At 71.3% G+C, this 12,139-nt stretch carries 11 protein-coding genes; 8 read left to right on the top strand and 3 right to left on the bottom strand.

Features of this window, described 5'->3' with window-relative positions:
• Positions 1-7: 7 nt before the first annotated feature.
• The gene (locus ACFQQL_RS11740) at positions 8-943 is read right to left on the bottom strand and encodes a nucleoside hydrolase (RefSeq protein WP_382394536.1); all 936 of its coding nucleotides are present in this window, start codon (positions 941-943) and stop codon (positions 8-10) included.
• Positions 944-1,375: 432 nt separating this feature from the next.
• Here ACFQQL_RS11740 and ACFQQL_RS11735 point away from each other — a divergent pair, with 432 nt between their 5' ends.
• The 8 genes from ACFQQL_RS11735 (at position 1,376) to ACFQQL_RS11700 (ending at position 9,194) form a co-directional block, all read left to right on the top strand.
• The gene (locus ACFQQL_RS11735; RefSeq protein ID WP_382394534.1) at positions 1,376-2,416 is read left to right on the top strand and encodes a LacI family DNA-binding transcriptional regulator; all 1,041 of its coding nucleotides are present in this window, start codon (positions 1,376-1,378) and stop codon (positions 2,414-2,416) included.
• Between the two features lie 66 nt (positions 2,417-2,482).
• A complete protein-coding gene (locus ACFQQL_RS11730; RefSeq protein ID WP_382394532.1) occupies positions 2,483-3,376 on the top strand; it encodes a creatininase family protein in 894 nt (297 codons plus the stop codon).
• Between the two features lie 34 nt (positions 3,377-3,410).
• Entirely contained in the window at positions 3,411-4,052 is a 642-nt protein-coding gene (locus tag ACFQQL_RS11725; RefSeq protein ID WP_382394530.1) for a class II aldolase/adducin family protein, read from the top strand.
• A complete protein-coding gene (locus ACFQQL_RS11720) occupies positions 4,052-5,293 on the top strand; it encodes a Tm-1-like ATP-binding domain-containing protein (protein ID WP_382394528.1) in 1,242 nt (413 codons plus the stop codon). Before ACFQQL_RS11725 ends, ACFQQL_RS11720 begins: the two co-directional genes overlap by 1 nt.
• Before the next feature lie 48 nt (positions 5,294-5,341).
• Positions 5,342-6,448, top strand: a complete 1,107-nt coding sequence (locus tag ACFQQL_RS11715) for a zinc-dependent alcohol dehydrogenase (RefSeq protein ID WP_382394526.1) — start codon at positions 5,342-5,344, stop codon at positions 6,446-6,448.
• A 33-nt stretch (positions 6,449-6,481) separates the two neighbouring features.
• Positions 6,482-7,243: an ABC transporter ATP-binding protein gene (locus ACFQQL_RS11710; RefSeq protein WP_382394524.1), complete on the top strand. Its 762-nt coding sequence runs from the start codon at positions 6,482-6,484 to the stop codon at positions 7,241-7,243.
• Entirely contained in the window at positions 7,240-8,106 is an 867-nt protein-coding gene (locus ACFQQL_RS11705; protein WP_382394522.1) for an ABC transporter permease, read from the top strand. The genes ACFQQL_RS11710 and ACFQQL_RS11705 overlap by 4 nt, the downstream gene beginning before the upstream one ends.
• A gap of 35 nt (positions 8,107-8,141) precedes the next feature.
• On the top strand, positions 8,142-9,194 hold the full coding sequence (locus ACFQQL_RS11700) for an ABC transporter substrate-binding protein (protein ID WP_382394520.1): 1,053 nt from the start codon (positions 8,142-8,144) through the stop codon (positions 9,192-9,194).
• A 21-nt stretch (positions 9,195-9,215) separates the two neighbouring features.
• Here ACFQQL_RS11700 and ACFQQL_RS11695 read toward each other — a convergent pair whose 3' ends face one another.
• Both ACFQQL_RS11695 and ACFQQL_RS11690 read right to left on the bottom strand, forming a co-directional pair.
• A complete protein-coding gene (locus tag ACFQQL_RS11695; RefSeq protein ID WP_382394518.1) occupies positions 9,216-10,499 on the bottom strand; it encodes a sulfatase family protein in 1,284 nt (427 codons plus the stop codon).
• Between the two features lie 167 nt (positions 10,500-10,666).
• Positions 10,667-11,902, bottom strand: a complete 1,236-nt coding sequence (locus ACFQQL_RS11690; RefSeq protein WP_382394516.1) for a Gfo/Idh/MocA family protein — start codon at positions 11,900-11,902, stop codon at positions 10,667-10,669.
• Positions 11,903-12,139: the final 237 nt, after the last annotated feature.

Raw genomic sequence — 12,139 nt, 5'->3', positions numbered from 1 at the left:
TCTCCTGTCATCGTTCTGCTACCCGGAGATCCGGCCTGCCGCCGTGGCAGGCGGTCGCGATCCGGGCGACGATCTCGTCGTGCGCGGCCGTCAGGTCGTAGTCGGTGACGATCTGGTGCGGCCCGCCGTCGTCCGCCACGAAGGTCGTCAGGCCGGGTTGCTCGCCGTCGCCGGTGAGGCTCACGTGGCCGCGCCGGAGCTCGAAGAGGTCCGGGCGGGCCATGACCAGGACGGCGAGGGCGTCGTGCGGGGTGTTTCGGGAACGGCCGACGAACCTCCAGAACCGGCGGACCTCACCGTCGAGGAGCCGCCCGAGGGTCGTGTTGCGACCGATCCGGGCGAGGTCGGCCTCGTCCAGGCTGATGCGCTCGGTCTGCTCCAGGCCGACCACGGTCAGGTCGATGCCGGAGCTCAGGACCGCGTGGGCGGCGGCCGTGTCGCACCGGACGTTGTGCTCGACCCGTTCGCCGTCGAAGCAACCGCCCATCATCACGATCCGCTCGACCGACCGACCTGGCGTCTCCACCGCCGCCCCGACGTTCGTCAGGGGGCCGATCGCCGCGAGGGTGCTCGCGTCGCCCAGCTCGGCGACCGCCTCCCGCCGGGTCCGGTACGTCTGTCTGTCGAGGTCCTCGATCGTCTCGCCCTCGTGACCCGGCCACCAGACCTCGCGACCGGAGCGTGGGGTGCGCAGGCCCGGCGCGATGCTCGGCGCCCGTCGCTCGGCGGCCGCGAACGCTCGCGCGGTGATGCGGGCCCGCAGCTCGACGTCACCGTAGACCGTGGTCACCGCCGTCAGGTCGAGCTCCGGTGACCCGAGCGTCATCGCGAGGGCGAGCAGGTCGTCGACGTCGGACCCGATGTCGGTGTCCAGGACGAAAGACGTGCGGCCAGTTCCCTCGCGGGCCCCGGGAGCGTGGGCGAGTGGTGGGAAGTCGTTCATGAGGTCCTGTCCGACCGGCTCTCATCCGTCGAGAGCGGGTCCTCGGTAGCGCCGGCACTCGGATGCTACTCGAGTAGACACACGCCGACAAGGGACTCTCTACACGAGTTGAACCGCACGTTCCTGCCCATCTGCCGTCGACCGCTCGCAGCACGCGCCGATCACCTCCCGCCTGCCCGTGGAGCCTGCCCCCGGCCGCCGCGGGCTCGCGCACACCGGGGCAGCGAGCGAGCTGCACCGAGCGACGTCTCACCGAGCGCCGGCCTCTCACGGGTTGACGGGGTGGAGGGTGCGGGCCTACGGTCGACAGTAAGCGGTTTCTATTAATTGCCGCACAAGCGTTTATAGCAGTAGCCGGTTACTGTCTTTCGGCGCTGCACCAGTCCCGAGCGCCGGGACGAGGTCCTGTCCGTCCGAGCGGGAGGCGCAACGATGGCAGTCGTCACGATCCGCGATGTGGCCGAGGCCGCGGGTGTGTCGGTCGCGACCGTGTCGCGTATCGCGTCCGGCTCGGACTACCCGGTGGGCGCGCGGACGCGGGAGCGGGTCGAGGCGGTCATCGAGGCGCTCGGCTACCGGCCCAACCAGAGCGCCACCGACCTCAGCAGGCGGGACACTCACCTCGTCGGCGTCGTCGCGCCGGACATGGCCAACCAGTACTACGCGCAGGTCACCCGGGGCATCGAGGATGCCGCCCACGCGGCGGGCTACCAGGTGCTCTTCTCCAGCACCGACAGGCGCCGGACGCGCGCCGCCGCGGCCCTCGAGGCGCTGCTGCGCCGTCGTGTGGCGGCGCTGGTGGTCCTCGGCGGCGGCGAGGAGATCCGCCTGACACCCGAGCACGTGGCCCCCTACGGCACCGAGGTGGTGCTGGTCGGCCGACCGTCGGAGACGTTCTCCACGGTCCAGGCGGACGGCGTCCGGGCGGGTCAGGTGATGGCCGAGCACTTCCTCGGCCTCGGGCACGAGCGCGTCGCGTTCCTCGCCGGCAGCCGCGGCTCCACCGCTACCCGCCTGCGCCAGCAGGGCGTGCGCCGGGTGCTGCGAACCGCCGGGCTCGAACCCCCGGCGACCGCGCGGGGCGGCTACACCGAGGAAGGCGGCTACACCGCGGCCATGGAGCTGCTGCAGGCGGCCGCCAGGCCGACAGCGATCATCGCCGCCAACGACCGCATGGCGATCGGCGCCATGGCGGCGGCCCACGACCTGGGCCTGAGCGTCCCGGACGACGTCGCCCTCGCGGGCTTCGACGACACGCCGATCTCGGCCTACGTCCGTCCGGCGCTCACCACGTACTCCCTCCGTTCCGGCCGGCTCGGGGCGGAGGCCATGCAGCTGATCCTGGAACGAGAGGAAGGGGACACCAGCACCCGCCACCGCACGGTGGACGGCGAGATCGTCGTGCGGGCGAGCTGCGGCGCGAGACCTGCCGCCGACGGCGAGCCACGAGCCGCCCGGAGCGCCCGGACCTGACAGCCGGCGCACCAGCACTCCCCCGGCACGACGCAGAGGTCGATCGAGACGAAGGAGTTCTCAACAATGTCGGTGAAGGACTACGCCAAGACCGATGCCGCGAGCGAGCGGAAGCACAACATCCTGGGCATGTCGTTCGCGGAGGTCGCCGAGCGCCTCGCGGAGCCCGGGCAGGACACCGTCCTGATCCCGATGGGCAGCACCGAGAAGCACGGGGCGCACATTCCCCTCGGGACGGACAGCTACGTGACGATGGAGGTCGTCTACCGGGCCGCCGAGGCGGTGGACGTGCTGCACACCCCGCTGCAGCCGTTCGGCTACTCCCCTCACCACATGGGCCGGAACGAGGAGGGCGCGGGCACCATCACGCTGCGCGCGGAGACGTACCGGCGCGTGCTGCACGACGTCGCCCGGAGCCTCATCTTCCACGGCGTCAAGAAGATCGTCTTCGTCTCCCACCACGGCTCGAACACCAAGCCGATCGACGAGCTCATGCGCCAGCTGAGGTACCACACCGGCGCGTACATCTCCTTCTACAAGACACCCACCGAGCGCGAGGCGAACGTCGTCCAGCACCTGTTCGACAACCCCCCGGAGGAGACACCCGGCTGGCACTCCTCGGAGCTCGAGACCGCCTGCCTCATGGCGACGGCGGACAACCTCGTGCACATGGATCGCGCCGTCGACGACCGCGCCCACGCTCCCGCGTACATGGGCGAGGCGTTCTCCAAGATCGACGGCGTCGGGACCGTGAAGTTCCGCGGCTCGGAGAACATCTGGGTGCCGATGGAGCACCACGAGTACTCGGACACCGCGACGATCGGCAACCCGTTCCGGGCCACGAAGGAGAAGGGTCTGGCGATGTTCGACGCCATGGCGGACCACCTCGCGGCGTACGTCGAGGAGGTCCGCGGGTTCGAGGTCGGCGACGTCCGCTCCGACTATCCCGAGCGGGCCTGACGACCATCCGCGGCGACCACAGGGAGGTGGTCCCATGACCGGCACCGACGCGCTTCGCGAGGAGCTCGTGCGCCTGTCGAGGCGCAGCTTCGAGCGTGGGCTCGTCCCCGGGGTCAGCGGCAACAACTCGATCCGCTGTCCCGGCACGAGCACGATGGTCATCAAGACCTCCGGATGCTCGCAGGGCGACATGACCACCGAGGACACGGTGGTGATGTCCTTCGACGGCGAGGTCCTCGACCCGGGCCGGAACCCGAGCAAGGAGTGGCGCTTCCACGCCGCCATCTACCGCGCCCGGCCCGAGGTCGGCGCCGTCGCCCACCTGCACCCACCGCTGTCGGTGGCGTTCTCGGTGGCCGGGCAGGTCCCGCCGCTGGTGACCGCCGCGGCCCGCGGGCACGTCCGTGAGATCGCGGAGGTGCCGTTGCTGCCGGCGGGCTCCCCGGAGCTGGCCGAGGCCGTCGAGAAGGTCATGACCGGCACCGAGGTGCGGGTCGTGCTCATGCGCGAGCACGGAACGATCGCCGTCGGGCCGGACCTCGCGACGGCGGTGCACCGCACCGACTACATGGAGGACAACGCGCGGGTCGCCCTGGCGGCGGGGATCCTCGCCGCCAGGCCGCCCGGCGACGTCGAGCTCGCCGATGACCCGGACCCGACGGCGGAGGGCGGCTGATGTCCGCCGACGGACCCGTCATCGCCGTCCTGGCCACGGTGGACACCAAGGCCGCCGAGGCGCACTACCTCGCGGATCAGGTCGCGGTCGCGGGCGGCACCGCCCGCGTGGTCGACGTCGGGCTGGGCACCGGGCACGGTGCCCCGGTCGACGTCGCGGCGGAGGCGTTGGCGGCCCGCACCGGGCGGGATCTCGCAGACCTGCGGGCCGGCCCGCGCGGCGAGGCCATGGCCACGATGGGCGAGGCGGCCGGCGCCCAGCTGACCGAGTGGCACGCCGCCGGCGAGCTGCACGGTGCGGTCGCCGTCGGCGGGAACCAGGGCAGCGCCGTCGCCGCGATCGCCATGCGGCAGCTGCCGATCGGACCGCCGAAGCTCATCGTCTCGACCGTGGCGTCCGGGAACGTGCGCGACTACGTGCGGGACTCCGACATCACCATGCAGTTCTCCGTCGGAGACCTCCTCGGCGGTCCCAACCGGGTGACCGGGATGATCCTGCGGCGGGCGGCGGCCGGTGTGGTCGCCATGGCGCGGGCGGTGCTAGACGGGCCCGCCGGCGACGAGCCCGGCCGGCCCACGGTCGGGGTGACGGCGTTCGGCAACACCGAGCCGGCCGTCGTCGCGGCGATCGAGCACCTCGACCGGGCCGGTGTCGCGTCCGTGCCGTTCCACGCCTCCGGCGCGTGCGGCTCGGCGATGGAGCGGCTCGTCGACGACGGCATCCTCACCGGCGTCCTGGACCTCACCACCCACGAGGTGCTGGGCGAGCTGGAGCCGGCCGACATCTACGCGCCGGTCCGGCCCGGCCGGCTCACCGCCGCCGGACGCCGCGGCGTGCCGCAGGTGGTGGCGCCGGGCGGGCTGGAGTACTTCTGCTTCGGCGCCCTCGAGTCCATCCCGGAGCGCTACCGGGACCGGCCGGTCCACGTGCACAACCCGTACAACACCAACGTCCGCACCTCTGCGGAGGAGCTGCGGGACGTCGGCCGGCTGGTGGCCGAGCGGCTCAACGCCGCGCGTGGCCCGGCCGCGGTCCTCATCCCGCTCAAGGGCTGGTCCGGGGTCGGCAGCCCCGGCGGCGTCCTCCACGACCCGGACACCAACCGGGCGTTCGTGGAGGTGCTCGAGTCCGACCTCGACCCACGGGTCCGCCTCGAGCTGCACGACGTCACGATCAACGATCCCGCGTTCGCCGCGGCGGCGGCTTCCACCCTGCTGGAGCTCATGCCCGCCGCCCGCTGACGCCCTGGAGGGTGTGCGGACGCACGACCGAGAGCGAAGGAGCACGGAATGGTTGCGGAACAGGTGGCACCGACGCCACGTCCTGCGGGCGAGGTACCCCAGACGATGCGGGCGGCGGTGATGTTCGGCCCTGGTGACATCCGGGTGGTGGACAAACCGGTCCCACGGCCCGGGCCGGGCGAGGTCCTCGTCAAGGTGTCGGTCTGCGGCATGTGCGGGACGGACCTGAAGATCTACGACGGGCACTTCCCCGGCACGCCCCCGTACGGCACCTACACGCCCGGGCACGAGTGGGCGGGGACTGTCGTGGAGGTCGGCGAGACGGTCGACGAGGTCGCCGTCGGTGACCGGGTCTGCATCGAGGCGCACCACGGCTGCGGCCGGTGCGAGAACTGCATGGCGGGCAGCTACACGGCCTGCCTGAACTACGGCGACGTCGCGAAGGGCCACAAGGCCTCCGGCATGACCGTCGACGGCGGGTTCGCGGAGTACGCGATCCACCACGTCGCGGCGCTGTCGCGGATGCCGGACGCCGTCTCGGACAAGGACGCCGTCCTCATCACGACGGCGGGCACGGGCCTGTTCGGGATCGACATGATCGGCGGGTACCTGCTCGGGCAGGACGTCGTGGTCTTCGGGCCGGGGCCGGTCGGGCTCATGACGGTCCAGGCCGCCAAGCAGCTCGGCGCGCGCACGGTCGTGCTGGTCGGGACCCGCGAGAGCCGGCTCGCCCGCGGCGCCGGCCTCGGTGCCGACCACGTGGTCGACGCGCGCCGCACCGACCCGGTCGCCGAGATCCGCCGCCTGACCGGCGGCGAGGGCGCCGACGTCGTCATCGAGACCTCCGGAAACGTGGCGACGCCCCAGCAGTGCGTCGACGCGGTCCGCCGCGGCGGGACGATCCTCGTCGTCGCCTTCTACCCGGAGCCGGTGACCATCGACCTCTCCGCCGTCGTCCGGCAGGGAGTCCAGGTCCACACCACGCGCGGCGAGGGGGGCAACAACGTCCGCCGCGCACTGGCGCTCGCCGAGATGGGGCGGCTCAAGGGCGAGGAGCTCGTCACCCACGAGTTCCCGCTGGAGGACATCGCCGAGGCGCTGCGCGTCGTCCGCGAGCGCGACGGCGACCCGCTCAAGGCGGTCATCCGTCTCTGACCGCTCACCAGGCCCCCAGAAGGAGTGAGTGACATGACGCAGACCCTCTGCGTGGAGGACGTCCACGTGACGTTCAAGAACGCGACCATCATCGACGGGATGTCCCTGACGGTGGACGACGACGAGTTCGTCAGCATCGTGGGCACGTCCGGTTGCGGCAAGACCACGTTCCTGCGCGCACTCGGCGGTCTGCTGCCGCTGAGCTCGCGGATCGGTCGGGCTGAGCTGCACGGCGAGCCGCTGCGCACACCCGAGCCGCGGGTGGCGATGGTCTTCCAGCACTTCGGGCTGTTCCCGTGGAAGACGGTGGAGGAGAACATCCTCTACGGCGTCCGGGTCCAGCACCGCCAGGAGCCGACCGAGCGGGTCCAGCGCCTGCTCGACGTCATGCACCTGGACGACGCCCGGAGGAAGTACCCGCGCCAGCTCTCCGGCGGGATGAAGCAGCGCACCGGCATCGCCCGCGCGCTGGTGCTCGAGCCCGAGCTGCTGCTGCTCGACGAGCCGCTCTCCGCGGTGGACGCCATCACCCGCGAGGTCATGCAGCAGGAGGTCATCCATCTCATCGAGTCCGAGCCCCGGACCGCCTTGCTGGTCACCCACGACCTCGACGAGGCGATCATCATGTCCGACCGGATCGTGGTGCTGGGCGGCCCACCCGCCCACGTGGTGCTCGACGTCCGCTCCCCCATCGACCGGCCCCGCACCCTGGAGTCCGTCCGTAGCCATCCCGACTACCTCACGCTCCGCAAGGAGCTGTGGAGCGCGCTCGAGGCCGGGAGGGCAGCCGCATGACGACCTCTCCGACGCACCCGAACAACGTCGAGCCGCGCCGCGTGGACCCGCTGGCGACCACCGCGTCCCAGGAGGAGGTCAGGCAGCGGCGGGCGATGCGGATCAGCCAGCCCACCCGCGGGCGGCGGATCGTGGTCCGCTACGCCGCACTGGCCCTCCTGCTGCTCGCGTGGGAGCTCTACGGCCGCAGCGTCAACCCGGTGCTCTTCACCTACCCGGTGGCGATCGTGCAGGCGGCTATCGAGATGGTCGCCGACGGCACGTGGCTCACGGCGACGTGGCAGACCGGCTCGGTCCTGGCCATCGGCTCGGTGATCGGGGTGGTGCTCGGGATCGGCACCGGTCTGCTGGCCGGCCGCAGCTGGGTGGCCAAGGAGGTCCTCGACATCCCGATCAGCGCGCTCTACGCGCTGCCCGCCGTGGCCCTGATCCCGGTGATCGTGCTGTGGTTCGGCTTCGGGGACACGGCCAAGATCTTCATCGTCGCGTTCTTCGTCTTCTTCCCGGTGGTCATCAACACCACGCGGGGCGTGGAGGAGGTCGACTCCGAGCTGCTGGAGGTGACCCGGTCCTTCTGCTCCCCCGAGCGTGCCGTGTGGCGCGACCTGCTCGTCCCGGCGTCGCTGCCGTACGTGTTCACCGGCATCAAGCTGGCGATCGGACGTGGCCTGGTCGGCGTGATCGTCGCGGAGTTCTTCACCGCGATCTCCGGCCTGGGAAACCTCATCGTCACGAACTCGAACTCGTTCCAGACGGCGCGGACCTTCGTGCCGATCGTGACCCTCTCCCTCATGGGCGTCGTCCTCACGGCGATCCTCGGCATCGTCGAGCGGCAGCTCGCGCCGTGGCGCCGTGACGCCTGACGCCCCCGCGTGACAACCGAACGGAAGTGACCACGATGTCTGCACCCCTCTCGGCTCCGCGGCCGGTGCGCCGCGGTCTGGCCATCGCCGGCGCGCTGACGCTCGGCGCCGCCCTGGCGGCCTGCTCCGGCACCGCCGGCAGCGACGACGGCGGGCCCGCCGAGGTCCGCGTCGCCCTGCCCACGTCCGTCACGAGCTTCGCCAACGCCGACGTCGCGGTGGCCCAAGAGCTCGGCTACTTCGAGGACGCCGGCCTGCAGGTGGAGGTCTCTAACCTGCGGTCCGGCACCTCGGTGACCAACGGCGTGGTCGGCGGCGAGTTCGAGGTCGGCGGCGCCAGCATCGAGCCCGTCATCAACGCCGTCGCCGGCGGAGCGGAGATCTCGGTGTTCGCCAGCTATGCCGACCGGCTCGAGGTCGAGCTCGTCGTCCCCGAGGACGTCCAGTCAGTCGAAGACCTCGCCGGGAAGGACCTCGGCATCCAGGAGATCGGCGCCTTCCGCGAGGCCATGACCCGCATGGTCCTCGAGGACGCCGGCATGACGCAGGACGACGTCAGCTACGTCTCCGTCTCGGCGGACGCCTACGTCTCGGGCCTGGTCCAGGGCCAGATCACCTCCGCCGTGCTCCACCCGGAGCAGAGCATCCAGGCGGCCCAGGAGGACCCCGGCCTGCACCCGTTGGTGAACCTCTACGAGGTGGAGCCGGACTACTTCTACGGCGCGTACTTCGCCGACAACGCCTGGATCGAGGAGGACCCCGAGGCCGCCCGCGGCTTCGCCGAGGCGATCACCAGGGCGCACCGGGCCATGTACGAGGAGCGTGACCGGGTGGTCCCGATCATCGCGGAGGCGACGTCGATGGAGGAGTCCGTCATCGACGAGGCGTGGGAGGTCTACATGGAGGACGTCCAGGCGTTCCCGCAGAACGTGGGCCTGGAGGAGGATCGCCTCCGGTACACGATCGAGCGCATGTCGCAGATGGAGACCCTGGCTCCCGGTGCGGAGGTCGACCTGGGCACGCTCGTGAACCGTGAGCCCATCGAGGCGGCGGTGCAGGAGCTGGGTGAGGTGCAGGAGCGCGAGTGAGGCTCACCGGGGCGCGCGCCGTCAGGCCGGCGCGAGCTCGGCCTCCATCTCGTCGATGATCCCGGCGAGGCGCTCGACGACGTCCGGGTGCCGGCTGGCCAGGTTGTAGCTCTCCCCCGGGTCTCGCTCGAGGTCGTACAGCTCCGGCAGCCGCCGGGTGGTCCCGTCCTGGCGCTGGACGTGCAGCTTCCAGCCGCCGTCCCGGACGGCGGCGAGGCTGCCGTCGTTGTCGTCGAAGTAGTAGATGGGGGTGCGGGGCACGCTTCGCCGTCCCTCGAGGACGCGCCGGACGTTCGTGCCGTCGAGCCGCACGTCCGGGTCGGGTGTCACGCCCGCGTAGGAGCACAGCGTGGGCAGCAGGTCGATGACGGTCACCGGGAAGTCGTGCTCACGGCGCGGCACCACCCCGGGCCACCGCACGATAAACGGGACCCGCAACCCACCCTCGTAGGTCCCGATCTTGCGGCCGCGGAACGGGCCGCTGTCGCCGTCGTACCACGGCCCGTTGTCACTGGTGACGATCACGAGCGTGTTCCCGTCCAGGCCCCGGGTGGACAGTGCCTCGAACAGCACCCCGAGGTAGTGGTCCAGCGACTCGACGACGTCGCCGTACTCGCCGGCCTCGGACTGGCCCTCGAAGCGCGGCTCGACGGCGAGCGGCAGGTGCGGCATCGTCTCGGCGAGGTAGATGAAGAACGGATCGTCACCCGCACGGTCGATCGCCGCGATGGCCTCCTCCGTGTACCGGCGGGTCAGAGTGGACTGGTCCACCGGGTCCTCGACCATCTCCTCGTCCCGCCAGAGCTGGAACGGCCTCATGTCGTTGCTGTAGAGCGCCCCGAAGAAGTGGTCGAACCCGTGCCGGGTGGGGTTGTGCTCCGGTTGCGAGCCGAGATGCCACTTGCCGATGCACGTCGTCGTATAGCCGGCCTGCTTGAGGTACTCGGGAATGGTGCGTTCGTCCGCCGACAGGCCTTTGGTGTCCTCGGGGAAGAGCACGTGCGGCAGGCCCGCACGCGGCGGGACCCGACCCGTGAGGAGACCGGCTCGTGACGGCGTGCACACGGTGTGCCCGGCATAGCCGTGGGTGAAGCGGGTGCCCTGGCGCGCCAGTCGGTCCAGATTCGGCGTCTGGATCATGGGCGAGCCGTAGCAGCTCAGGTCGCCGTAGCCGAGGTCGTCGAGATAGACGACGAGGATGTTGGGCGGACGGGACGAGGGTGGCCCCGTCGACGTTGCCGCGGCCGCCGGTTCCGCATCCGCCGACGGCGTGCCGGCACCGGCACCGGCACCGGCACCCAGCATTGCCGCACCTCCGACGAGCAGATCCCGCCTACCGACCCCGACCGGTCCCCGCTGTGCCATCCCGCCCCCTGATGTAATCGTTTTCAGCGACCGTAGGACTGGCGTGGCACAGCCGTCAAGGAGACGCCGGTAGCCGTTCGCGCGTGACCCGCGCCGGGCCGGGGCGTCTAGACGCGCCCGCGTGCCGCCGCGTCGAGCCGCTCCGGTGCCGGTCCGAGATCCTCTATCGGCAGCAGCTCGCCACCTCGGCGCGCCGACTCCAGGGCCACCAGGCCGGGCAGGGTGAAGCGGGCGGCGACCCAGGCGTTCACGGTCGGCACGGTGCCCTGCCCGACGGCGCGGACGAAGTCGTCGACGAGGAGCTGGTGGGAACCTTCGTGGCCGTTCGGGGCGTGGGCGAACGTCTCCGGGAGGCGGCGCGCGTCGTCGTCGTGGACGGGGGCGTGGCCGGAGGTGAACGCCTCGCGCAGCGAGGGTGCGACGTCGGCCAGCATGGGGTCGTCGTGGCTGAGCGTCGTGCGGGTGGCGATCTGGTCCGAGACGTCGGTGACGCCCTGCTTGTCCTGCCACACCGACGTGGTCGCGAGCTGCTCGAAGCTTCCGTCGGTGCCGAAGAAGCGGAAGCGGCTCTCGCGCAGCGGCGAGGGGTAGCCGACCCGCCGGAACTCGTTGATCCGCATCGTCCCGCCGTCGGCGAGGTGGAACAGCGCGGTCATGTTCGAGAAGTCGTTGTCGAACATCGACACCTCGGTGTCGAAGACGCCGTCGTCGAGGTGGTCACGCACGCCGACGCAGCTCACCGCGACGGCGTGGCCCGGCACCGCGCCGAGGACGCCGCCGATCGAGTGGGTCGGGTACCACATGGGCGGGTAGCTTGCGGTGGACTTCCAGGCCTCGCCGCCGCTGTAGCGGTAGGCGTCGTAGAACCCGAGGTCCATGTCGTGCAGGTAGTCGCCCTCGGTGTAGAAGACCCGCCCGAGCTCACAGGCGGCGTGCTTCTTGCGCACGAACACGGTGGCGGGGTTGTAGTAGCTCGTCTCCCCCATCATGTAGGTCAGGCCGGTGCGGGAGACGGCCTCGATGATCGCGGAGATCTCCGCGGGCGAGGTGGCCATCGGGACGGCCGAGTAGACGTGCTTGCCGGCCTCGAGCGCCTGGAGCACCAGCGGCCCGTGGGTCCAGCGCTGCGTGAAGATCGCGACGGCGTCGACGTCCGGGTCCGCGAGCATCGCGTCATAGTCCTCGTGCGTGCCGGCCAGGCCGATCTCCTCCACGAGCCGGTGGGCGCGGTCGGGGAGCACGTCGGTCACGCTGACGCGACCCACACCGGGGTGGAGGTCGAACAGCGCGGCGAAGTGCCCGGAGAACTGACCGGCACCGACGATGCCGAGGTTGAAGGTCATGCGGGACGACTCCTTCGTCACGGGGGTGGGTGCGCGAGGGCTTGCGCATCCTTAGACCACCACGAAACCGGTCGGGGGTCGATGGGGATGTCCGCCAGCTGATCATCAGGCGGCCGCTGGTGAGCGGCCGGTGAGCACCAGTGCGGTATCCACCTCGAGCCCGGGAACCTCGGCGAGCGGCACGCGGGTCTCGTCCGGCGTGGTCGGGCCCGTTCGGACGGGCGTCGATGCTCCCGT

The organism is Georgenia alba (assembly GCF_042665525.1).
GTDB classification, from domain to species: Bacteria; Actinomycetota; Actinomycetes; order Actinomycetales; family Actinomycetaceae; genus Allobogoriella; species Allobogoriella alba.
The sequence above is the reverse complement of the archived record's forward strand: the minus strand, read 5'-3'. Positions and strand labels throughout refer to the sequence as shown.